Annotated in this window: 19 protein-coding genes; 7 read left to right on the forward strand and 12 right to left on the reverse strand. The window is 72.5% G+C overall.

From position 1 onward, the window contains the following. Positions 1 to 134 precede the first annotated feature (134 nt). The 5 genes from O7615_RS31235 to O7615_RS31255 all read left to right on the forward strand — a co-directional run bounded on the left by O7615_RS31235 (position 135) and on the right by O7615_RS31255 (position 9,344). A complete protein-coding gene (locus O7615_RS31235) occupies positions 135 to 1,691 on the forward strand; it encodes an aldehyde dehydrogenase family protein (RefSeq protein ID WP_278181387.1) in 1,557 nt (518 codons plus the stop codon). A gap of 2 nt (positions 1,692 to 1,693) precedes the next feature. Continuing rightward, entirely contained in the window at positions 1,694 to 3,334 is a 1,641-nt protein-coding gene (locus O7615_RS31240) for a thiamine pyrophosphate-binding protein (RefSeq protein WP_278181388.1), read from the forward strand. Then, positions 3,334 to 4,557, forward strand: coding sequence for an MFS transporter (locus O7615_RS31245; RefSeq protein WP_278181389.1), 1,224 nt, complete (start codon positions 3,334 to 3,336; stop codon positions 4,555 to 4,557). Before O7615_RS31240 ends, O7615_RS31245 begins: the two co-directional genes overlap by 1 nt. Before the next feature lie 910 nt (positions 4,558 to 5,467). Beyond that, a complete protein-coding gene (locus O7615_RS31250; protein WP_278181390.1) occupies positions 5,468 to 6,427 on the forward strand; it encodes a DUF5954 family protein in 960 nt (319 codons plus the stop codon). A gap of 151 nt (positions 6,428 to 6,578) precedes the next feature. After that, entirely contained in the window at positions 6,579 to 9,344 is a 2,766-nt protein-coding gene (locus O7615_RS31255) for a LuxR family transcriptional regulator (protein ID WP_278181391.1), read from the forward strand. A 37-nt stretch (positions 9,345 to 9,381) separates the two neighbouring features. On the opposite strand, the gene O7615_RS31260 is transcribed toward O7615_RS31255, so the two are convergent. The 4 genes from O7615_RS31260 to O7615_RS31275 form a co-directional block, all read right to left on the reverse strand. Then, on the reverse strand, positions 9,382 to 10,269 hold the full coding sequence (locus O7615_RS31260) for a DUF5996 family protein (protein WP_278181392.1): 888 nt from the start codon (positions 10,267 to 10,269) through the stop codon (positions 9,382 to 9,384). Between the two features lie 160 nt (positions 10,270 to 10,429). Next, positions 10,430 to 11,155, reverse strand: coding sequence for a flavodoxin family protein (locus tag O7615_RS31265; protein WP_278181393.1), 726 nt, complete (start codon positions 11,153 to 11,155; stop codon positions 10,430 to 10,432). A 356-nt stretch (positions 11,156 to 11,511) separates the two neighbouring features. After that, positions 11,512 to 12,888, reverse strand: a complete 1,377-nt coding sequence (locus tag O7615_RS31270; protein WP_278181394.1) for an amidohydrolase family protein — start codon at positions 12,886 to 12,888, stop codon at positions 11,512 to 11,514. A gap of 25 nt (positions 12,889 to 12,913) precedes the next feature. Continuing rightward, positions 12,914 to 13,642 (reverse strand): Atu4866 domain-containing protein, encoded by a 729-nt coding sequence (locus O7615_RS31275; protein WP_278181395.1) that lies wholly within the window; start codon positions 13,640 to 13,642, stop codon positions 12,914 to 12,916. Positions 13,643 to 13,769: 127 nt separating this feature from the next. Here O7615_RS31275 and O7615_RS31280 point away from each other — a divergent pair, with 127 nt between their 5' ends. Beyond that, positions 13,770 to 14,597, forward strand: coding sequence for a helix-turn-helix transcriptional regulator (locus O7615_RS31280; protein ID WP_278181396.1), 828 nt, complete (start codon positions 13,770 to 13,772; stop codon positions 14,595 to 14,597). 83 nt (positions 14,598 to 14,680) lie between these two features. Here the strand turns inward: O7615_RS31280 and O7615_RS31285 are convergent, their stop codons facing one another. After that, complete coding sequence (locus O7615_RS31285; protein WP_278181397.1) at positions 14,681 to 15,376, reverse strand: proteasome protein; 696 nt, start codon at positions 15,374 to 15,376, stop codon at positions 14,681 to 14,683. A 179-nt stretch (positions 15,377 to 15,555) separates the two neighbouring features. On the opposite strand from O7615_RS31285, the gene O7615_RS31290 reads away from it, so the two are divergent. Further along, positions 15,556 to 15,678: a hypothetical protein gene (locus O7615_RS31290; protein ID WP_278181398.1), complete on the forward strand. Its 123-nt coding sequence runs from the start codon at positions 15,556 to 15,558 to the stop codon at positions 15,676 to 15,678. 109 nt (positions 15,679 to 15,787) lie between these two features. Here the strand turns inward: O7615_RS31290 and O7615_RS31295 are convergent, their stop codons facing one another. The 7 genes from O7615_RS31295 to O7615_RS31325 are packed head-to-tail and all read right to left on the reverse strand — an operon-like array spanning position 15,788 to position 22,453. Next, complete coding sequence (locus tag O7615_RS31295) at positions 15,788 to 16,780, reverse strand: Gfo/Idh/MocA family oxidoreductase (protein ID WP_278181399.1); 993 nt, start codon at positions 16,778 to 16,780, stop codon at positions 15,788 to 15,790. A 43-nt stretch (positions 16,781 to 16,823) separates the two neighbouring features. Continuing rightward, positions 16,824 to 17,531, reverse strand: a complete 708-nt coding sequence (locus O7615_RS31300; RefSeq protein ID WP_278181400.1) for an alpha/beta fold hydrolase — start codon at positions 17,529 to 17,531, stop codon at positions 16,824 to 16,826. 9 nt (positions 17,532 to 17,540) lie between these two features. Then, a complete protein-coding gene (locus O7615_RS31305; protein WP_278181401.1) occupies positions 17,541 to 18,461 on the reverse strand; it encodes a cyclase family protein in 921 nt (306 codons plus the stop codon). Further along, positions 18,458 to 19,459: a fumarylacetoacetate hydrolase family protein gene (locus O7615_RS31310; protein WP_278181402.1), complete on the reverse strand. Its 1,002-nt coding sequence runs from the start codon at positions 19,457 to 19,459 to the stop codon at positions 18,458 to 18,460. Before O7615_RS31310 ends, O7615_RS31305 begins: the two co-directional genes overlap by 4 nt. Then, complete coding sequence (locus O7615_RS31315; RefSeq protein WP_278181403.1) at positions 19,459 to 20,169, reverse strand: alpha/beta fold hydrolase; 711 nt, start codon at positions 20,167 to 20,169, stop codon at positions 19,459 to 19,461. Before O7615_RS31315 ends, O7615_RS31310 begins: the two co-directional genes overlap by 1 nt. Before the next feature lie 31 nt (positions 20,170 to 20,200). After that, on the reverse strand, positions 20,201 to 21,391 hold the full coding sequence (locus O7615_RS31320; RefSeq protein ID WP_278181404.1) for an MFS transporter: 1,191 nt from the start codon (positions 21,389 to 21,391) through the stop codon (positions 20,201 to 20,203). Positions 21,392 to 21,400: 9 nt separating this feature from the next. Next, on the reverse strand, positions 21,401 to 22,453 hold the full coding sequence (locus O7615_RS31325) for an Ldh family oxidoreductase (RefSeq protein WP_278181405.1): 1,053 nt from the start codon (positions 22,451 to 22,453) through the stop codon (positions 21,401 to 21,403). Positions 22,454 to 22,470 lie beyond the last annotated feature (17 nt).

Here is a 22,470-nt window from a genome sequence, read left to right on the forward strand (position 1 = left end):
CGTCGGCGTTTCCGATTGGGACATATCGGCAGGTGAGCACGGTTCAATGCGATCACCTTCGGCTCTTGACAGGCGAGATGACGTCCGCAAGGTTGGGCGGAACATCCGTTCCTCTCAACGGAGGAGATCCGCCGTTGACGCAGACATCCACCTCCGCCACCGCACCGACCGCGCTGCCCTACCTCGACGGGGACGTGCCCCTGGGGACGATCCCCAGCGCCGACCTGCTGCCGGTTCGCAACCCGGCCAACCGCGATGAGGTGGTCGGCACCGTGGCCCTCGGCTCGGCCGACCACGTCGACCGGGCCCTGGACCTGGCCGTGGCGGCGGCGCCCGGCTGGGCCGCGCTGACCGCGACCGCCCGCGCCGACCTGCTCCGCAGTGCCGCCGACGCGCTCGACCGCCACGACCCGGCGGCCCGCGCCGTGCTGCTCACCCGCGAGCACGGCAAGGTGCGGTGGGAGTCCACGCTCGACGTCGGCGGCGCCGCGGCGATCCTGCGCTACTACGCCGGTCTGGCGGCCGAGTTCGACGCCGAGGTCGACCACCGCAACGCCGCCGGCACCGCCCGCTTCCGTCGCCGTCCCCTCGGCGTCACCGCCGTGATCGTGCCGTGGAACTACCCCGTCTACCTCGCCTCACTGATGCTGGTACCGGCGCTGCTGGCCGGCAATCCGGTGGTGGTCAAGCCCTCCGAGGTCACCCCGCTCGCGCTCACCGAGACGCTGCGGATCCTTGCCGCCGCGCTGCCACCGGGCGTCGTCACCGTGGTGCCCGGCACCGGGTCGGTGGCCGGGACCGCGCTGACCACCGACCGCCGGGTACGGGCCGTGCTCTTCACCGGCAGCACCGCCACCGGGCGGACCATCATGGCGGCCGCGGCACCCACGCTGAAGCGGCTCGGCCTCGAACTCGGCGGCAACGATCCCGCGCTGGTGCTGGAGTCGGCGATGATCGACGACCGGCTCATCGACGAGCTGGTCCGTGGCACGTTCACCTCGTCCGGCCAGGTCTGCTACAGCGTCAAGCGGATCTACGTACACCGCAGCCGCTACGCGGAACTGGTCACGGCATACACCGAGGCCGCCGACGCGCTGGTGGTGGGCGACGGCCGCGACCCCGAGACCACCATCGGTCCGCTCACCACCCGCTCCCAGTACGACCGGGTACGTGCCCTTGTCGCCGAGGCGCGGCGACACGGAGCCCGGGTCCGCACGGTCGGCCGGCGTGGCACCACCGCGCACTGGGAACGCGGCAACTTCCTCCTGCCCACGGTGGTCACCGACGCCCCGCACGACATCGCCCTGGTCACCGAGGAACAGTTCGGCCCTACCGTGCCGATCCTGCCGTTCGACACCGACGACGAGGCGGTCGCCCTCGCCAACGGCACCGACTACGGCCTCGCCGCGTCGGTCTGGTCCGCCGACGCGTCGCACGCCGACACGGTGGCCCGCCGGATCGAGGCCGGCTCGGTCTTCGTCAACGCCCACCGGCTCGGCGCCTCCGACCTGGCCATGCCGTTCGGTGGGGCCAAGCAGAGCGGCCTCGGCCGACGGCACGGCTTCGTGGCCGTCGAGGAATGCAGCGAGTTGCAGACCATCGCGCACGTTGTCAACCCGGCCAGCCTGCCCGGCCCGACCGTTGCGGCCCCACCGACCAGACCGAGCCCGAGCGGCCGGAAGGAGCAGTAACCATGCCGCAGAGCGCCGCACACACCCTCATCGACATCCTGCTCGACTGGGGCGTACGGCAGGTCTTCACCTGCCCCGGCAGCACCGAGGCCCCGTTCCTGGACGCCTCCGTCGACCGCCCGGAGCTGGACGTCTGGCTCACCACCCACGAGCTGACCGCGGTCACCATGGCCGACGGCTACGCCCGGTTCGCCGGTGGCCCGCCGGGCGTGGCCTACCTGCACACCAATGTCGGACTGGTCAACGGACTCGGCGGGATGTACGCCGCGCAGCTCGGCCGGGCGCCGGTGCTGGTGCTCAACGGGCTCAAGGCCGGCGTGATCCAGTCCCGGCGCGGGTTCACCGCGCCGCCGGACGTCGGCGCGCTGGCCGCCGGGAACGCCAAGTGGAGCTGGCAGGTGCAGCGCACCGAGCATCTCGCCGAAGACCTGTCCCGGGCACTGCAGGTCGCCACCAACGGACCACCCGGCCCGGTCTGGCTGGGCCTGCCCGAGGACCTGGTCGCGGCACCGGCCTCGACCGTCGCACCAGCACCCGCCCGATCCCGCCAGGTCACGTCCGGAGCCCCCGCCCCCGACCAGGTCGCGGCGGCGGCCAGCGCACTGGCCGGGGCCCGGAAACCGCTGCTGGTCGCCGGTGCCGACCTCGTCCGGGAGGACGCGGTCGATCTGCTGGTCAGGCTCGCCGAGCGGCTCGGCGCGCAGGTGGTCAACGAGGACCGGCGGTCGTTCGAACGATCCGCCTTCCCCACCGGCCACCCGTGCTACGCCGGCTTCTACGCCGACCGGCTGCCGGCGGTACGGCAGGCGGACGTGGTGGCCTTCCTCGGCGCACGCTGCTTCCACGAGTTCGAGGCCGGCAGCATCGCCGCGCCCGCCGCCGGGGTGACCCTCATCCACAGCAACGCCGACCCGGCCGAGATCGGCAAGACGCACGGCGCCGACATCACCCTCACCGGGGACCACCGGCTCATCCTCGACCAGCTACTCACCGCGCTGCCGGCCGACCACCAGCCCCGGCCCACTTCCCCGGCCGATACCACCGAGGCGACCGGACCGGCCACCGTGACCGGCCCAGACCGAGACGGGCCGCTCTCCGTGCCCGAGGTGGCGACCGCGCTGGCTGCCACCGTCGACCGGCGGACCCGGATCGTGGCCGACGCCACCACCTCCAACGGCGCGTTCTTCGCCCACCTTCCGCAGGACACGCCGGGGCAGCTGATCACCACCTCCTCCGGCGCGCTGGGCTGGGGCATGGGCGCCGCGCTCGGGGTCAGCATCGCCCGCCCGGACGATCGGGTGGTCGCGGTGGTCGGGGACGGCTCGTTCCAGTTCGGCGCCCCCGCGCTCTGGGTCGCGGCCCGACGACGGCTGCCGGTCACCTACCTAATGATCAACAACGGATCGTACGCGGCCGTGGCGGCCGCGCTGCGTCGCTACGGCCGACGTGCGGTGGAGTCCGGCACCTACCCCGGCAAGGACATCGCCGGACCGGACTTCGCCGCGATCAGCGCCGGGTACGGCGTGCCGGCAGAGCGCGTGGACTCGGCACCGGCCCTGGCCAAGGCGCTCGACACCGCCGCCGACGCAGCCGGGCCACGGTTCATCGAGGTCCGCACCGATCCCGACGACCTGGGACCGTAGTGCCCGCCAGTCCGACGCCGACGCGGACGGCCCGGCATCAGGTCGGACCAGCGGTCGCGTTCGCCACCATCATGGTCGTCGCCAGCCTGATGCAGTTCGGCATCGGCGCGTTGAGCCCGTTCCTGACCGCCGAGTTCGACCTGTCCCGCTCCCAGCTCGGCATCGTCACCAGCGCCTACTATCTGGCCGCGGCGGCGCTGTCACCGGTGATGGGCCACTGGGTCGGTGCGCTCGGCGCCCGCCGGGCCATGCTGCTGACGATCGCGTTCGCCGCCATCGGCGCGGCCACGCTCGCCGCCGCGACCACGTTGCTCGCCGTCATGGTGGCGGTCGTCGTCGCCGGCGCGGCGGCGGCCGTCGCCAATCCGGCCACCAACCTGGCCATCGCCGCCCGCCCCCAGCCCCATGCCGTCCTGATCGGGGTCAAGCAGTCCGGGGTGCAGGCCGCCGCCCTGCTGACCGGGATCAGTCTGCCCGCCATCGCACTGGCCACCACCTGGCGCTACGCCGTCCTGGCCACCGCCGGGGCGTGCCTGCTCACGCTGCCGGCGACCCGGGCCGCCGGGGCGAGTCGGCCGCGCCGGACGCCGGTGACCATCGCAGCACCCGATCCCCCAGCCGCGGCGTCGCCGCTACGCCGACTCGCGGTGTTCAGCGCGCTGATGGGTGCCGGGATGGCGACCATCAACACCTATCTCGTGCTCTACGCCCACGAGCAGATCGGCCTCAGTGCCGGGCTGGCCGGCGCACTGCTGGCGACGATCGGGCTCTGCGCGGTGATCTCCCGGATCAACGTCACCCTCATCGTCGAACGAACCGTCGACGCGCAGCGCGCCGGCCTGCGGACGTTACGGATGATGGCGCTGGTCGGCGCGCTGGCCGCCGGGCTGATCCTGGCCGGTGCGTGGGTCGGGCCGATGGCCCTCTGGGCCGGCACGGTCGTGATCGGGTTGACCGCGGCGGCGTTCAACAGCGTGGCGATGTTCGTGGTGATTCGGGCCGCGCGGGGCCGGGACGTGGCCCGCTCGTCGGGACGAATTCAGGGCTCGTTCTTCGCCGGGCTGTTCCTCAGCCCACCGCTGTTCGGAATGCTGGTCGATGCCAGCGGCGACTACACCGTCGGCTGGCTGTGGACAATCGGATGCTTCGCCTGCGCCGCCGGCACGATCACCCGCTGGCGGGCCCGCCACCGCGCGAACACCAGCGACCGCGCCCTCATCTAGAGGGCCGGGGACAAGAGCAGGACAGCACATCCGCAGACGACGCACATCATCACAGAGATGGCCACGAATAGGAGACACCCCAGGTAGACGCCGCCCACGAGTTGGGCCGCCCTGGGATCCGCCGCGCACGGATACCTCTGGTACCACCAGCAGGACACCGCTCAGTCTGCTCCCCACCGGCTCCCTCGTTTGCGCGGGCTGCGGCAGATCAATGCGGCTGCTCCTGTCTGGCGCCAAAATGGGTCGGCATACTCGCCGAGGTGAAGGATGTGCAAGCCGGCCGCAGCCACCGTCGTCACGACTTCGCCGAGAGTTCGCTGCCACTGGACCGCTCCGCCGGCAGGAAAGGTGTCATTGATGTGACTCCTGGCGAAGTAGCTGCGATCCGGTCGGATTCGAGGTTCGTCTGCGTCCCACGTCCACAATGGCACCGCAGGGTGTTCCTCGTAGATGAACAGATGTCCCGACGGGCGGAGCAGGCAGACGGACGATGTCTTGAGCCCACCGAGCCAGGTCGGGCATCCAGATCAACGCGCCCTTGCCGGTGTAGACGAGGTCGGCGCAGGCATCGGCCAGAGGAGCGCCGGGGAGCGCCGCGACGATGTACCGGCAGGCGACACCGAGCTCGTTCGCACGTCGCTGCGCCGCGCGGACCGCAACCTCGCTGTAGTCTGTTCGCCCGCGTCGTCGCGTCCATGCTTCGGACACTGATCCGCTGTTGAGCGTCCGTCAACCGCAATATGGACGTCTGGGCCAGCGCCCAGGCGATGCAAATCCTCGTCCGGAGACACAATCACATCGGCCAGATCCGGATGGCTTGAAGGTCACAGACAGCTGCCGTTCCACAATGTGGACCTATTGCCGCGTGCCGGCAGGACAGCACCATCCGCTGCGTTACACAATCACGTCCATGAGTCACGAAGAGCACGCCCGGTCGCCAGCGGTCGTACGCGTCGAGCGGCCCACCGACCCGGTCGGTGCGATCACCGATCACGACGCCGTCTCCCGCACGCACGCGTACCCGGTCGTCCGGATCGGCGCGCCGCTGTTCGGACACGCGGTCGACCTCGGCGACGGACGGTGGCAGGTGCACGCCCTGCTCGACCACACCCCGCAAGACGCCCGCAACACCCTCGCCCACCGACTACGGGAACGGCTGCTCGACACCACCGACCCGGCCCTGGCCGCCGAAGTCACCGCCGTCGCACAGCTCCTCGACCGGGAGAAGATCGACGAGGTCGTCGTCGCGGGACAGATCCACCGCGTCATACGCGCGGACACGTTCGCCCGCTTTGGCCCCGACGGACCCGAACCGCCGCGTCCCACCGACCCCGACCCCCGCGACTTCACCGATCACGACAGCTTCTGCGACGAAGAGGTCATCGCCGACCCGGCAGCCGCCACCGGCGTCGGCACCGCGATGCTGAAAGTCGACCTACTCACCGCGCACTACCCACGCGCCCTCGTACCGGCCGACGTGTACGCCGACAGCGTCGCCGCCGTGCGCTCCCACCCCCACGCCGCAGTGCTCCCCGCCCGATACGCCGCCGCCGAACACGTCGACGGGGCATGGCAGCCCATCAGCCACGCCGTCGCCACTCCACAAGAGGCACGCGACGAACTCGCCTTCACCTTCCGCCACATCGAGCCCCGCCACCGCCCACTCACCCCCGACCAGAACGCCGCCTATCAGCAGGCCGCCGACCACCTCGACCGCAACCGCATCGACGAGATCACCGCCCTCGGCCGACGGTTCCGCATCACCCGCGTCGAAACCCTGCTGCGCTTCTCCCCCAACGGCCCGGAAGGCCCACGCCCCTCCGACCACGATCCCGACCCACCACCCGAGGCCGCAGCCAACACGTCCTGATCAGCACCGACCGGTACCGCCGCGGTCCGGGCCCGCATCGCCAGGTCGGCCTGGATCGGCCGGTTGATCGGTCGCCTGGCGATGGGCGGACCACGCGATAGCCTTGGCCGGCCGTGCCATCGTGGCCAGGCACGACACCCCGGGGAGGGACATGGAACTGTTCGGGCGGCGCGCCGAGACTGCGGCGCTGGATCGGCTGCTGGATCGGGCGGCTGCTGGCGCGGGTTCCGGGCTCGTGCTGTGGGGCGAGCCGGGCATCGGCAAGACCGCCCTGCTCGAGTACGCCGTCGGGGCGGCGTCCGACGCGACGGTACTGCGGTGTCGGGGCACTCGGATGGAGGCGGGGCTCGCGTTCGCGGCGCTGCACGAGCTGCTGTGGCCGGTGTTGGATCGGCTGGAGACGCTCGCGGACCCGCAGGCCGCGGCGTTACGGGGGGCGTTGGGGATCAGCCGGGATCCGGCCAACCGCTTCCTCATCGGCGCGGCCGTGCTGTCGCTGGTCTCCGGTCTTGCTCGGGCGCGACCGGTGCTTGTCGTGGTGGACGACGCTCAGTGGGTCGACGAGGCGACCGCGCACTGTCTGGGGTTCGTCGCGCGGCGAGTGACGACGGAGCCGGTCACGGTGCTGCTGACCAGACACGAGGATCCCGCCTCGGGGCCGTGGGAGGGGTTACCGTCGCTGGAGGTCGCAGGACTGGCCGACGACGATGCACGCCGGCTCGTGGCCGCTGTCGTGCCGGGGGCCGACGCGGCGCTGGTCGATCGCACGGTGCGGGCGGCGGGGGGCAACCCGTTGGCGCTGCACGAGTTGCCCACCCTCGATCGCGAGACCGACGGCGAGGCGATACTCCCGCCGTCCGGGAAACCGGTGCCGGTCGGGCCACGGTTGCGGCGGGCGTTCTGCGCGCGTGCCGAGGCCCTGAAACCGTCGACCTGGGCGTTACTGCTGCTGGCCGCGGCCGAGGGCCGGGGCGACCGGCACGTCGTGCAGCGTGCCGGGGCTGGCTGGGGCGTCGACACGTCCGCCTGGGACGAGGCCCTGCGCTCCGGTCTGCTCCATGCCACGGGAGCCCGCCTGGAGTTCCGGCACCCCCTGATCCCGGCAGCCGTCTATGACGGCGCCCCCTTCCCGGAACGGCAGGCTGTACACCGGGCGCTGGCCGCGGCCCTGCCGCCGGACGCCACCGCGGAGCGGGCCTGGCACCTGGCGGCAGCTGCCGACGGGCCGGACGAGGACGTGGCCACACTGCTGGAACAGGCCGCCGAGCAGTGCCTGCGACGTAGTGCGGGCCCGACGGCGGCTCGCACGCTGCGTCGAGCCGCCGAGCTGTCGCCGGAACCGGCGGACGCCGCGCGCCGGCTGGCCGCCGCCGCCCGGGCGGCCTGGCACGCCGGCCACGCCGAGGCGGCGCGGCAGTTGCTCGATGACGCTGAGCGCCTGGGCGGAGTGCCTTCCGTCGCACGGCTGAGCGGCGGGCTGCGCGGGATCCTCGAATTCGCCCACGGCATGCCCGAGCGTGCCCACCGCTACCTGGTATGCGACATGGCCGTGGCGCCCGAGACCCGCCGCGCGCTGGAGCTGGGAACGGTCGCGGTACGTGCCGCGTGGTCGGCCGGTCGGTCCGACCTCCAGCAGGAGGCGTTACAGCGGGTGCGGGCGGTGGACACCGATGGTGACGCCGCCGTGTCGGGGCTGATGCCCGTACTGCGAAACTGGTGGTCCTGCTACGACGAGACCGATGAGGTCACCCCGACCAGCCCGGACCTCGCGAGCGACACGGTCGGCCGGCTCGGTAGGGCCGCGTGGGAGTTACTTCCGCCCGTGCCGTTGGTCCATGCCTGGGGTATCGACGGTGGCCTGCTCGACGTGCTGCGGGTGCAGGCCGCAGAGCTGCGGCGTCGGCACGAGCTCACCGCGCTGGCGCTGGTGCTGGGCCAGATCGCGGTCCTCGACACGGCCGCGGGCCGGTGGGGTGCCGCCGAGACCACGGCGGCCGAGGGCCTGCGGCTGGCCGAGGAGGTGGGGGCGGATCACCTCGCCACGCAGAACCGCAGCTCCCTCGGCGCGTTGGCTGCCGTCCGCGGCGATCACCGTACCGTCGGCGACCACGCCAGCCGGATCCTGCAGGTCTCGGTACCGCGCGGAGTGCGAGCGCTCAGCGCGTCGGCGTACTGGCATCGTGGACGGGCAGCCTTGTTCGACGGCCGTCCGCAGGAGGCGCTGCGCGACCTGCTGTGTCTCTCCGAGCCCGGTCACGAGGCCGCGCACCGCACCATCGCGTTGCTCGCCGCCGTGGACACCGTCGAAGCGGCGGTGCAGGTCGGCAGCGGCGACGTCGTCGCGGTTCAGGTCGCGATGGTGCAGGAGTGGGCGCAGCGTACGGGCGCGACCTGGGCCCGTACCGCCGGCCACCGTCTCCGGGCCCTCCTTGAGGGTGGATCGGCGGCCGAGGACTCGTTCCGAGCCGCCCTGGACGTGACGGGGGCGGGGGGACATCCGTTCGAGTACGCGCGCACTCGACTGCTGTACGGGGAGTGGCTGCGGCGGGCGCGCCGACGGGCCGACGCCCGGTTCCAGCTCGCCGCAGCAGCCGAGGTCTTCGACCGTCTGGGCGCGGAGCCACTGCGGGCGCGGGCGCTGCGCGAGCAGGCCCTGACCGACCGGCGGGCCGCCTCCCGCGTGATCGGTCCCCCGATCGCGGCCGGGCTGACCGCGCAGGAGCTCCGGGTTGCGCAGTTGGCCGCAGACCGTCTGACCAACCGGGAGACCGCGGCGCAGCTGTTGATCAGCCCTCGCACGGTCGGCCACCACCTGGCCAACGTCTACCCCAAGCTGGGCATCACCTCCCGGGCCGAGCTGGCCAGGATCGACTTCGACGGTGACCTGCGGCTCAGCTCGGCCACCCACGGACGGTGACCGGTCCGACCGTGGGTGGCCGACCGATTCGGTTCGGTCAGGAGCCGATGTTTCCCGCCGGAGCAGGGTCGTCCCGGCGCCATCGGAACGGGTCGTCTTCGAGCGCGGAGCGGTCCCAGTGTCCGCGGTCTGCGGCGGCCTCGTAGGTGGTACGGAGGAACTCGGCGACCGCGCGGTCGGGGTCCGGTGCGGCGCGGGCGGCCTCGTAGGGCAGCAGGAACTGCTTGAACTCGGTACTGAAGTACGCGCCTTCGGGGCCGATCTGCTGCTCGGCGAACCCATCGGGTTCGGGGTAGGCGTAGGAGTAGAAGGCGCCTTCCTCTCCGCCGCCGGGCCAGAACCCGCAGCTAGAGAGCTCTCGGGAGTAGCCCTCGACCATGACCCAGTCCCCGCAGTTGGGCACCCCGCCGGGGTGCGGCGGGGCCGACCGGCCGGAGAAGCGGGTGCAGGCGAGATCCATCCCGCCCCAGAAGAAGTGCACCGGACTGACCTTGCCCACGAAGTGCGACCGGAACTCGCCGATCACCCGGTTCGCCTGTAGCAGCTGTCGCCAGAACAGGGCGGCGGCCTCGCCGTCGTAGGAGGCGTGGTCGTGGTCCTCGGCGAAGGGGATCGCCGGGTCGACCTCGTTGGGGTGCGGCCGGATCGGTGCCTCGATCCCGAGTTGGCCGAGCATGTCCAGGATCCGTGCGTAGAACTCGGCGACCGGCATCGGCCGGAGCGGGAGGCTCCGCGCGCCGCCGTTGCTGCTGCGTACATCGAGCTGATGGTGGAGGAAGTCGAACTCGATCTCGAAGGCACCCGTGCGGTGCGGGATGGCCGACGTCGTCAACCCGCGTGGGCTGACGTACAGGGTCACCTGCCACCAGTGGTTGAGCAGCGGAGCGTGGGCCATGCGGATCTTGCCCACGATCTGGGTCCACATGTGCAGGGTGTCGCGGGTGGGGGTCCAGTCCGCGACCCCGTAGGCTCGGCCATCTCGTCGTTGCCGGGCTTGTCATCCGTACTCCCATCTGGGCGGTCCGGTGCGGCGCCGGCCGCAACCGGCGAGCGCGGCGGCTCCGCCGCCCGTGAGCGTTCTCCGATCAGCGGTACTCGGGGTTGGCGTCGTCGGGGCGGCTCCCGGCGTCCCAGGCCGTGCGCTGGTTGCCGTAGGCCGGGAACCCGCCGGAGGCGCGGATCATCGAGGCGAGGTGAAGCAGGTTGTAGGTCATGAACGAGGTGTTGCGGTTGGTGAAGTCGTTGTCCGGGCCGCCCGAGCCCTCGTCGAGGTAGGAGGGGCCGGGGCCGATCGCGCCGAGCCAGCCCGCGTCGGCCTGGGGCGGAACGGTGAACCCGATGTGCTGCAGGCTGTAGAGGATGCTCATCGCGCAGTGCTTGAGGCCGTCCTCGTTGCCGGTGAGCAGGCAACCACCGACACGTCCGTAATAGGCGTACTGGCCGTGCTCGTTGAGTACGCCGGAGTAGCCGTAGAGTCGTTCGATCACCCGGCGGGTCACCGAACTGTTGTCGCCGAGCCAGATCGGTCCGGCGATGACCAGGATATCGGCCGCCAGGACCCGGGTCAGCAGCTCGGGCCATTCGTCGGTGTCCCACCCGTGCTCGGTCATGTCCGGCCGGACGCCGGTGGCGATGTGGTGGTCGACGGCGCGAATCTGGTCCACGCTGACCCCGTTCGCCTGCATGATCGCCACACTCCGGTCGATCACCCCCTGGGTGTGACTGCGGCCGGGGGAACGGTTGAGGGTGCAGTTGATGTACATCGCGCGCAGCCCACTGAAGTCGGGCTTCTCGATCATCGACGCGGGCATGCGGGTCCTTCCGGGCGGTCGGTCGTGCTGTCGGCCTGCGGGGTCGGCTCGTGAGGCCCTCGCACCTCGCCGTCGGTACCGACGGAGGAGCCGCCTTCCTGCAGGTCAGCGGCGCATACGGGGATGGCTCACGTAACGAGTGTCGGGCGTCGCGGTCTGCGCCGGATCGGCCGGTCAATCGGTCGGTCGTCATGATCGATCGCGGGGCCGCACCCCCTGCGGCTGTACCGTCCTCGAACGTCGCCCGCCCGCCGCGTCCGGCCCAAGGACGTACGGTCGGTGTCGAACCTGTACGCCGCCACGCCCTCAGAGAGTGACCCGTGGTCCGAAACCGTCGGCGACCGCACGACCTACGCTCATCGGCCGACTCGCTGATCGCGTGCCTGGTCAGCGCGCGTGGGACGCACGACGGCCCTGCGGATCGCGTCGCGGGACGCGGTCACCTGCTGACGCAGTTCGTCCATGTCCACGCCGACGAGCTGCCCGTTCCGCTTGCGCACCTGGCCGGCCACCACGACGGTCTCGATGTTCCGCGGGTCGGCCCCGAGCACCAGCGTGCCGACCGCGTCGTTGAGCGGCATCGTGTTGATGTCGTCGGCGGCGACCACTAGCAGGTCCGCCTGCTTGCCGGGGGTGAGCGAACCGGTGACGTCACCGAGTCCGTTGGTCCGGGCGCCCTGCGCCGTGGCGAAGTCCAGCACGTCGCGGGTGGTGATTCGGTCCGGTGTGGTGTCCGTGCCGTACGCGGCGTTCACCGCGCGCATTCGCTGGATCGCGTGCAGGGTACGCATCTGGGTGAACATGTCGCTGGCCAGCGCCACCTCCACGTCGATGCTGAGTCCGGGCCGGATGCCGACGGCCAGCGCCTCGTCGATCGCGGGTACCGCCGTCTCCAGGCCGATCTGCGCCTCCGAGGTCGGTGCCAACGACACGGTGACCCCGGCGTCGCCCATCGCCTGCCACGCCTGCGCGGTGAGTCCGGTGGCGTGGATCAGGGTCAGGTCGGGGCCGAGCAGCCCGTCGGCGGCCCAGCGCAGGATCGCCGCCGACGATGGTGCGCCGAACACCGCGTCCACGCTGACACCGAGGTCGAGTTCGCGGGCGACGGCCGCCAGCTCCGGCCCGTAGGCCAGGGCCGGCCCGGCGATCTCGTCGGTGGCCAACGCCGCCAGGCGCAAGGTCACCAGCCCACCGTTCGTCCCCTGGTACGCCCCGCACAACCGGACCAGGTCACCCGGCCACTGGCGGTCCCACTCACCGAAGTGCGGTCCCATCGATGCGTGTACGCCCCGGATGCCGGTGTCGATCAGCGCCTGGATCGCCGCGTCCGAGTGCGCCGCGGTACGGGAGTTGTGCGAGAAGTCGAGCATCGTGGTGATGCCGGCGTCGAGGGCGGTGAGCGCGGCGAGCCGGGTGCCGACGTACATGTCGTGCGGGGTGTAGGCGGGCGCGATCCCGGCCAGCGTCGACATCACGTACGCCCCCAGGTCGGTCACGTCCGGGATGCTGCGGCGCATCTGCGCCTGCCAGGCATGCCGATGGGTGTCGACGAATCCTGGGCTGACGATCCGGCCGGTCGTGTCGACCACGGTCGCGCCCGCCGCCTCCGGATGTGACCGCAGCGCCGGACCGACCGCGACGATCCGGTCCTCGCGGACCAGCACGTCACCGGATTCCAGGTCGCCGATCGCCGGGTCCATGGTGACGACCGTGCCGCCGCTGAACAACATCATCAGGCTCTCCCGTCGTAGTCTGTGATCACCGGCGGCGCAGGACATAGCCGGCGTGGTACAGCACCCCGTCGGTGAACCGGCCGTACGCCCAGAAGCCCAGGTCGTCGCGGTAGACGATCCGGTCGCCGTCGATCCAGAACGCCCCTTGGTACGCGTGTGGCCGTCCGCCCCGCGTCTCGTCGTACCGACCGTCGGCGGTGAGTTCCTGGTGCAGGAAACCGGTCTCGTCGATCCACATGCCCAGGTAGGGACTCTCGACCGACCTCGGTCCCGGCTCCGGCTCGACCGGGGCGGGCGTGATCCGGCGACCGTTGACCAGGGCGATCTCGCCGTCAACGACGATCGCGGCGGCCTGCTCCGGACGCCAGACGATCATCTCCAGCCCGGACCTGCCGGAGGTCGGGCCGGCGACCAGCGCGAAGGTCGCCGGGTTCCCGGGGGTGAGCGCGCCGACCCGGTCGGCCGGACGAACGCGCAGACCGGCGACGGCGACACCGTCGACGACGGCAGGAACGATGGCCAGACCGGTGCAGTCGACCATGATCGCGCCGTCGTCCTCGGCCGCCGTGTGCAGGCCGGTGCCGACCGCGACGATCTCGTCTGTACCGATCAACAGGTCGGCGGCGGCGAAGTCACCGATCACCGGGTCGAGCGTGTGGATGGCGGCGTTGACGAACATCAGCGGTCGGTGCCGGTCGTCGGTGTTCCCGGCGATCTCCGCCAGTACCGCCTCATCGAGCATCGGGCTGCTCATGGCGTACCTCCCGGGGTTGGGTTCTTGTTTCCACCGTGACCAGCGGCGGAGTCGGCAGCCAGGCCGGACCGAACCAGGGTGTGCCGCACCCTGCCTGGCCGGGGCCGGCACGGTTACCGTTGGTCGCATGCCGACGACCGCGCTCGGGGCGTTCCTCACCGCCCGACGCGCCCGGTTAAACCCGGGCGACGTCGGCCTCGTCTCCAGCGGCAACCGGCGCGTCGCCGGCCTACGGCGCGAAGAGGTCGCGGTGCTGGCCGGGGTGAGCGTCGACTACTACACCCGGCTCGAACAGGGCCGCGAGCGCAACCCGTCGTCGTCCGTACTGGCCGCCGTGGCCAGAGCGCTCGACCTCGGGCCGGACGCCCACGACCATCTTCTCCGGCTGGCCGGACTCTCACCCGGCAGCGCGCCGACCCCCGCCCGACCCCAGGTCGGGCAGCGTCTGCGCGAACTGCTCGACGCCTGGCCGGACACCCCTGCCATGGTCATCGACCGGCGACTAGACCTGCTGGCCGGCAACGCGCTGGCCGACGCGTTCTACGCGGACTTCGCCGAGGCGGACAACCTCGTCCGGATGACCTTCCTCGACCCGGCCGGCACGACGTTCTTCGCCGACTGGCGTCGCGTCGCCGAGGCGTGCGTGGCGAACCTGCGCCTGGCCCTCGGCCACGATCCACACGACCTGCGGGCGCGGGAACTGGTCGAGGAGATGGGTACGGAGAGCCCGGAGTTCCGCAGGCTGTGGGGGCGGCACGACGTGCAGGGCAAGACGCACGAGGCGAAGGCGTTCCGGCACGGCGCCGTGGGCGAGCTGACGCTGTCGTACCACGCGTTCGACGTACGGGACGCGCCCGGCCAACAGTTGATCGTGTACCGCGCGGAGCCGCACAGCCGGAGCGCCGAGGCACTGCGGCTGCTGGGTACCCTGGCCGTCAGCCGCTGGCTGCGCTGACCCGGGATGCCGTCGGTGGCCGTCGCGTCACCCTCGAACCGGCGGAGGTGACCAGGACGCTCCAGGCCGAGGACCCGCCGGTGTCAGTCGAACAGCCGGTCGAGCGCTTCCTGTTCGAGGTCGCGCCAGCGCTCGCAGTCCTTCAGCGCCTTGGCGATCTCCTTCTCGTCGAGGTGGTGGGCGCCCTCCTCGCGGATACACACGACGCTGAACGGCCCGCCGACCGACGGCGAGGTCCGTTCCAGCGCCTCCAGCACCCGTACCACGCCCACCACGCCGTACTCGACAGCGCGCGTGGTCATCCGGAAGTGGGACAGCAGCGCGCCGGCCTGCTGGGCCATGGGCGCGCCGGAGCCGATGGCGTGGAAGCCCACGTCCTCGTAGCGGCCGATGAGCCCGTTAGGATTGATCTCCACGATCCACGGGCCGCCCTGGCTGTAACCGACCGCGAGCAGGTACGCCGACACCCCGCCACCGCCGTCCTCGCCGGGCACGTCCGGGATGTAGTTCTCGTAGTGCTTCCTGAAGACGGGCAGGACGCGCTCCTGCAACTCGCCGCCGATGTCGGGTGCTTCGAGGATGGCGGTGGCCGAGTCCTGAAGCAGGGGTCGCAAATCGTTGAGTACGCCCCGCGCGCCGCTGCCGCCCCAGGCCGCGCAGGAGCCCAGCGGGTGCAGCTTCTGGGCGGGGAAGCTCAGACCGCGGTCGCTCTCGGTGATCTGGGAGTCCGCACCGATCACCACCCCGTCGCTGCAGACCACGGCGAGTACGACGGTCATGGGGTCCTCCTGGGCAGGGGTAAGGGGTCGGGCGCGAGGTACCCGGCATCCCGTCTGCCTACACCCCGACAGGTGTCGGCCCGTTCGCGGCCCCGTCCGAGAGTGCGTACAACCGGACCAGCGCCTCGTCGCGCAGGCTGACGAAGCCTTTGCCCCGACACACCTGCAGCACCTTCGCCATGTCCGCGGCTCGTACGACTGGATCGACATCACCGCCGACCCTGAGCCAGACGCTGGCCGTACTCGCCGCCTTCGTCCTCGCCGCGGCAACAACCGGGTTCGTGCTCGCCCGTCGCGCGTAGCGGGCCGTCACGCTCACAGACGGGACCAGCAGCACGCTGCTCGACCACCAGCCCTGGGCAACCCGCCAGGAACTGGCTCGCCACTTCGAGTGGATCGATAGCCCGGTAGCTAACGTCGGTCCACGATCGCGGGTGGTTGGGCCGCGCCGTACGCGGCGTCCACGACGACCATCGCCTCGTGGAGGTCGTCCAGCGAGGCCAGCGGCGGCCCGCCGGAGCCGATCGCCCGGAGCGTGTCGTGGGCGAACTGCCCGTAGTAGTTCCGGTGGTGCGTCGCCATCGCGGCGGAGTCGGGCTCGCCGGTCGCCCTGGTCACCGTCCGGAAGTCCCCACTGACCAAGTGGTACGCCTCGGCGGTGCGGACCGACGCGCTCAGGTCCGACCCGCTGCCCGTCGGAAACGTGTAGCCGGTCTCGATCGTGGCGACGGACGCCCCGTCGGCGGAGGACACCACGAGCGTCGAGTAGTCCTCCACGTCGATGCCGGGGGTGAGCGTCAGCATCCGGGCCGAGTCGAGCCGCGCCCGCTGCCCGGTCAGGTGCCGGAACAGGTCGACGAAGAGCACCGAGAGGTTGATGGTGCAGCCGCCGCCGGCCTCGGCCCGGTTGACCGCCCAGGGCACGCCGTGCGCGCGGTAGCGGGAGGCGGGGCCGGAGAGCAGCCGGAACTGGGCATGCCGCACCCCGGGCGGACCGGCGTTGACGATCTCGCGCACCCACGGGGTCAACCGGTGGGTGAACGGCACTGCGGCGAACAGGCCGGCGGCACGCGCCCGGTCGCGCAGGCCGGCGACCTGGTCGGCGTTCATCCCGCCGGGCTTCTCCAGCACGAAGGGGATCGCCCGCCCGATCACCTCGTCCGCGAGCGCCGCCATGTCGCAGTGCCGGCCGTAGACGAACACGGCGTCGACCTGCTCGCGGTCGAGCAGGTCGACCGGGTCGGCGTAGGCCCGGCAGTCCAGCGCGCCGGCCGCCGTCGCCAGCAACGCCGGGTCCGGCTCGCTGACCGCCACCACGTGGCTGTGCCGCCGCAGGGTCTCGAAGACGAACTTGGCATGCCAGTGCCCGACACCCAGGATCGCCGTCCGCAGACGTACGCTCATCGAAAAGCTCCTTCCTTCGTACGATCGTGGTGCCGCCGCCGGCTCACGACGCCGCGGCGACGGCGGCCAGGTGGCGGTGGACCGCGGCGGAGAAGACCGCCGGCGCTTCGAGGTGGATCATGTGGGGGCCGTCGAGCAGTTCGAACCGGGCCGTCGGGACCCGCTGGTGGATGGCGCGTACCTTCTCGACGGTGGCGGACAGGTCGCGGGTACCGGCGAGCAGGGTCACCGGCACGGCCAGCTCACCGAGGCGGGGCAGCACGTCGTGCCCGGCCATCGCGTCCCAGCAGTCGGCGTAGCTGCGCACGTCGTTGGCGAGGAAGCGCGTCCGGGCGTAGCCGACGCCCGGGTGGTCGGGCCGGGCCAGCGCCTGCGGGGTGAACCACCGGGCGAAGGTCTCCGGCAGCACCTGGGCCAGGCCGCGTTCGCGGGCGGCGGCGGCCCGGCCGCGCATCACCTCGGGCACGGTGGAGCCGGTGGTGTGCGCCAGCACCAGCGAGCGCAGCCGGTCGGGGTGGCGCAGCGCGACGTGCTGCGCCACGCATCCGCCGAAGGCCAGGCCGACCAGGTCGACCCGGCCGGGCGGGAGTTGCCCGACCAGGTCGTCGGCGAGGTCGTCGAGGCTGAGCGGGCGACCGGGATACCCCCGGTCGCCGTGCCCGGCCAGCACCACCGGCACCGCCCCGGGCAGGTCGCAGAAGCGCCAGCACCCGGGGTCCATTCCGATCGGGTGGACGAGGACGAACGTCACGGCCGCACCTCAGAACGTCGCTACGGGGTTGACCAGGCAACCGGTGCCACCGACCACGTTGATCGGGTTGACCGTCAGCATGAAGTCGTAGCGCCCCTCCCCCTGGCAGACCGCGGCGAGGGGTTCCAGCAGGGCCGCGTCGACCACCGCCACCCCGAAGGCGAAGATCACCGCGTGCACCGGGAACGGCAGGTTGTAGGGCGTGGGCCGGATGTCCCACATGTCCCACAGCACCGTGGAGCAGTCCGCCTCCCGGAAGAACTTCAGGCAGGTCGCGTCGAGACCGGGCCGGTTGTTCGGATCCGCCGTCCACAACGGACCCTCACGGTCCGACGCCTCCCGCCCGCAGTAGACCGCGATCGCGTCTCCCGGCTCGATCGTCACGCCCTGCGACCGCGCCACCGCCTCCAGTTCCCAGCCGTGCACCGGGGTGTCCTGGGTGACGTACCGCCCGCCCCGGAACCGGGGGATGTCGAGCAGCACGCCCCGGGTCAGGATGCCGTCCTTCCACCTGTCGATCGAGCCCCACCGCGCGGAGTCGATGGTGATCTCCTGGTCCGGGTCGCGGCCGTTCCACATGCCGTCCACGTCCCAGGTGTGGCAGAGCGCGTCGATGTGGGTGGCGGTGCAGCCGTGGTAGTTGATCGCCTGGTAATCTTTGGAGCCGCCCGCGTCGGGCGCGCGGTCGAAGCGCTCCATGTACATCACCGCCGGAGTGGGGTTGTTCGGCGCGGGGTGGCGCGGATAGGGCCGGGCCAGCGACAGCGAGCGGCCGGTCCGGACCAGCCGGGTCGCCGCCACGCGCTTGGCGTCGGTGATCAGGTTGAGCGCGCCCAGCTCGTCGTCCTCGCCCCACCGGCCCCAGTTTCGGTTGGCGCGGACGTACTCGACGATCTCCTCGCGGGTGGGCAGCGGCTGTGGTGCGGTCATCTCGGGTCCTTCCTGGTCGGTGCTGCGATGATTCGGTTCTCGAGGACGCCGACCCGCGCCACCTCGACGCGCATGACGTCTCCGGGTTCGAGGTACTCGCCGGTCTCCAGCGAGGTGCCGGCTGGCGAGCCGGTCGAGACGATGTCGCCCGGCAGCAGCCGCATCAGCCGCGAGGCGGTGGCGACGATCTCTGCCACGGGCGCGAGCAGCTCGGCGGTGTTGGCGTCCTGCCGCAGCCGACCGTTGCGCCAGCTCCGGACGGTGAGGTCGTCCGGGTCGAGGCCGGGTGTGTCGGCGAGCAGGACAGCCGGGCCGAGCGGCGCGTGGGTGTCGCGGGACTTCCCGGCCGGCGAGCTGAGCGTGCCCCGCTCCGGCGGCACGTCCCGCAGGCAGACGTCGTTCAGGACGGTGTAGCCGAAGATCGCCCGGCGGGCCTCGGCCGCGTCGCGGAGCCCGGCGCACTCGGTACCGATCACCACCGCGAGTTCGGCCTCGAAGTCCCACCGCCGGGAGTCGGCCGGGCCGGTCACGTCCGCGCCGTGGGCCACCAGCGCGGAGGGCGCCTTGAGAAAGCCCATCCGCACCTCGCGGGGAGGGGCGGCGGCGGTGACCGTCGCTCCCCCGGCCGGCGTTGACCCGGCCGGGGTGTCCCGGTAGGACCGCGCCGCGCAGAGGATTTTCGTCGGCCGGAGCACCGGCGGTAGCGCGATCACCGCCCCGGGCGACCGGAGCATGCCCTGCGCCACGTACCGGTCCCGGGCCCCGGGGTCGTCCGCGCAGGCGGCGACCAGCTCCCGGAACCGCCCCATCCGGCCGTGCTGCCGGTGGATGAACTCGGCCATGTCGGCCGGTACCGCCTGCCGCGCCCGGTGGGCCGCCGCCGGCTCACCGGCGACGCGGGCGAGATGCAGCGCCAGCACGGCCCGGAGGTCCCAGATGCCGGCCGGATCGAGGGCACCGACGCGCACCCCACGGTCGTAGTAGGAGACCAGTCGCATCAGCCGGCCGCCCTGGTCGCGTCGGTCCAGGTCAGGTGCTCCCGGACCAGTGCGGAGAGGGCCGCCGGCTCCTCCAGTTGCAGCATGTGCGGACCGCGCAGCGCGACGAACCGGGACACCGGCAGCCGCTCGGCGATGCCGCGCAGGCCGTCCAGGGACGACGACTGGTCCTCGGTGCCGGCCACGACGGTGACCGGGCAGCCGATCGACGGCAGCTCGGCCCGCACGTCGTGACCACCGAGAGCCCGCCAGCCGGCGGCGAAGTCCTCCGCGCGGTCGGCCAGCAGGCGGCGCCGGGCGTACCCGACGCCGGGGTGGTCCGGCGCCGCCACGGCCGCCGGGGTGAACCAGCGGGCGAGGATGGACTCGGTCACCCCGACCATGCCGTCGGCCAGCACCGCCGCCGCGCGCTCCGCCATCACCTCCGCGCGGGTGGCGGCGGAGGTGCAGGCCAGCACCAGCGAGCGGACCCGGTCCGGGTGGCGCAGCGCCAGGTGCATCCCGACGGCACCGCCCATGGAGAGCCCGACCGCGTCGATCGGGCCGGCCACCCGCGCCGCGACGTCGTCGGCCATCTCGGCGAGGCTGGTGCCCGGCCGGTCGGTCCGGCCGCCGTGGCCGAGCAGGTCCAGCGCGGTCGGCTCCGGCAGGTCCATGAACTGCCAGCAGTGGGCGTCGAGGCCGACCGGGTGCAGGAGTACGAGGGTCACGAGCGCTCTCCTTCGGAGGGATCGGATGCGGTCAGCCGCTGTCGCGCTGCCGGGCCACGGCGAGGGCGACGGAACTCGTGGTGAGCAGTCCCGCCATCGCCACGAAGATGGCGGCCAGCCCGGCCACCCCGGCCAGGGCCCCGGCCGCGGCCGGGAGGAAGAACTGGGTGAACCGGTTGCCGGCGAGCCGCAGCCCGATCGCGTTGGCGAGCAGCCCGCCCGGGGCGATCTGGGCGATCCAGTGCATCGTCACCGGCACGCCGAGGCCGAGCCAGAAGCCGATCACGGCCATCAGGGTCACCGCCGGTACGGCACCGGTCGGGACGAGGACGAACACCAGCAGCGCCGCCGCCGGCAGGCCGAGGCTCAGCAGCAGCACCCGCTGTCGTCCGAGCCGGACCAGCAGCGGCCCGGTGAAGATCCGGGCGGCGAAGGAGCCCAGCGCCCGCGCCGAGAGCAGCATCCCGACGAACTGGACCGACCAGCCGCGCGCGTTGCCGTAGGCCGGCAGATAGGTGATCAGGATGTCCGCGCTGGAGTTCAGCAGTGCGCTGCACACGATGGCGTGCCGCATCAGCGGCAGCCGCAGCACCGAGGCGAAGACGGCCCGGCGGGGCGGGTGTCCCGGACGGGCACCGGGCGCGGCGGGTGCCGGCGCCGGCATCGTCGCCGACACCACGCCGACCAGCAGCGCGGCGAGCACCGATCCGGCGAAGACGAGCTGACTGCCGGTGGTCGGCCCGCTGCCCGCACCGGCGAGACCCAGGCCGGGCGCCAGGCGGGTGGCCAGCACCGTCGCCGCCAACGGCCCGATGAACTGACCGGCCGAGGCCACCGCCGCGTAGACGCCGTACCCGCCGTCGGCGCCCCGGTTGCGGCGGGCCAGCAGCGACTGGCTGGCGATGATCACCATCGACTGGCCGAGCCCGACCGCCGCCTGGCTCAGCGCGAGCAGCACCACCGAGTCGGCGGCCAGGACCATGCCGCAGCCGGCCGCCATGACCAGGGCACCGGCGACGCTGACCCGCCGTTCCGCCCAGCGGTCCACCCAGGAGCCACCCAGCAGGCTGGCGACCATCGACAGCAGGCCGAACGCGGCGGCCACCAGCCCCAGGCCCAGCGGGTCCGCACCGAACTCCAGCGCCCGGTACGACACCATCGGCCGCAGCGCGGTCGTGCTCACCTGCTCCAGGAAGGTGATGAGGAGAATGCGCAGCAGCATCCAGCACGCCTACTCCCGGATCCACGGGGGCCCGGCGACAGCCAGCCGCCCGGCCAGTTCGTCAAGGTCCTCCGCCAGCCGTGGCCTGACCGCGACCCCCTCGGTCAGGCTCGCGGCGGCGCGGGCGGCCGAACCCTCGCCAGGCAGCCGGGGCGGCGGCTGGCCCTCGCCGGGCGGGACCGCCCGGACCTGCGCGACCAGGTCCGACACGTGGGCGTCGAAGCCGTCCGGACCGCCCAGGGCGGAGACGTCGAGGGCGAGGAACAGGTGGCCCACCCCGCCCGCGAGGTGCCGGTGCGGGTCGGCGGCCAGCCCGAACGGCGACCCGGTCAGCGCACCGGCCAGGATCTCCAGCACCAGCGCGAGGCCATACCCCTTGTGCCCGCCGACCGGTGCGAGCAGGCCACCGTCGATGATCTCCCGGGGGTCCGTGCTGGGCCGCCCGTGCCGGTCGAATCCCCAGCCGGCCGGGACCGGCTCGCCCGCCTCGGCGGCCAGCCGGAGCCGGCCGATGGCGACCTGGCCGAGCGCGATGTCGAGCGCGATCGGTGGATCGGGGGCCGGCCGGGGCACCGCCAGGGAGAGCGGGTTGTTGCCGAGCACGGCCCGGGTGCCGCCGGGCGGCGCGATCCGGGCCTTCGCCGTCGACGTGCCGATCCCGATCATGCCGGACCGGGCGATCCGCTCGGTGTAGAGCGCGGCGGCGCCGAAGTGGTGACTGGCGCGTACCCCGACGACACCGACGCCGTACCGGGTGGCGAGCCGGACCGCCTCCTCGACCGCCAGGACCGACGGTCGGAACCCGTATCCGCCGTCGGCGTCCACCAGCGCGGTCGCCCCCCGCCCGCCGATCAGCCGGACGTCGGGGGTGCGGTTGATCTCCCCGGCGGAGATGCTGCGGACGTACTGCGGCAGTCGCGTGATGCCGTGGCTGGTCACACCACGGGCGGTGGCGTCGGCCAGGCCCTCGGCGGTGGCCCGCGCGTCCTGCTCGGCGAGGCCGGCCGCGCGCAGCAGCGCGGCGGCGAAGCGGGTCAGGTCCGGGTGGGTGATCCGCGGCACGGGTGTCTCCTCCTGTC

The organism is Micromonospora sp. WMMD1082 (assembly GCF_029626175.1).
Taxonomy (GTDB): Bacteria; Actinomycetota; Actinomycetes; order Mycobacteriales; family Micromonosporaceae; genus Micromonospora.

Excerpts from the sequence above, each read along its gene's own strand:
- O7615_RS31270 (WP_278181394.1), bottom strand. The coding sequence starts at position 12,888 with ATGATGTTGTTCAGCGGCGGCACGGTCGTCACCATGGACCCGGCGATC.
- O7615_RS31255 (WP_278181391.1), top strand. The coding sequence starts at position 6,579 with ATGGAACTGTTCGGGCGGCGCGCCGAGACTGCGGCGCTGGATCGGCTG.
- O7615_RS31305 (WP_278181401.1), bottom strand. The coding sequence starts at position 18,461 with ATGACCGCACCACAGCCGCTGCCCACCCGCGAGGAGATCGTCGAGTAC.
- O7615_RS31275 (WP_278181395.1), bottom strand. The coding sequence starts at position 13,642 with ATGAGCAGCCCGATGCTCGATGAGGCGGTACTGGCGGAGATCGCCGGG.
- O7615_RS31320 (WP_278181404.1), bottom strand. The coding sequence starts at position 21,391 with ATGCTGCTGCGCATTCTCCTCATCACCTTCCTGGAGCAGGTGAGCACG.
- O7615_RS31280 (WP_278181396.1), top strand. The coding sequence starts at position 13,770 with ATGCCGACGACCGCGCTCGGGGCGTTCCTCACCGCCCGACGCGCCCGG.
- O7615_RS31265 (WP_278181393.1), bottom strand. The coding sequence starts at position 11,155 with ATGCCCGCGTCGATGATCGAGAAGCCCGACTTCAGTGGGCTGCGCGCG.
- O7615_RS31285 (WP_278181397.1), bottom strand. The coding sequence starts at position 15,376 with ATGACCGTCGTACTCGCCGTGGTCTGCAGCGACGGGGTGGTGATCGGT.
- O7615_RS31310 (WP_278181402.1), bottom strand. The coding sequence starts at position 19,459 with ATGCGACTGGTCTCCTACTACGACCGTGGGGTGCGCGTCGGTGCCCTC.
- O7615_RS31260 (WP_278181392.1), bottom strand. The coding sequence starts at position 10,269 with ATGTGGACCCAGATCGTGGGCAAGATCCGCATGGCCCACGCTCCGCTG.
- O7615_RS31295 (WP_278181399.1), bottom strand. The coding sequence starts at position 16,780 with ATGAGCGTACGTCTGCGGACGGCGATCCTGGGTGTCGGGCACTGGCAT.
- O7615_RS31290 (WP_278181398.1), top strand. The coding sequence starts at position 15,556 with ATGTCCGCGGCTCGTACGACTGGATCGACATCACCGCCGACCCTGAGC.
- O7615_RS31240 (WP_278181388.1), top strand. The coding sequence starts at position 1,694 with ATGCCGCAGAGCGCCGCACACACCCTCATCGACATCCTGCTCGACTGG.
- O7615_RS31250 (WP_278181390.1), top strand. The coding sequence starts at position 5,468 with ATGAGTCACGAAGAGCACGCCCGGTCGCCAGCGGTCGTACGCGTCGAG.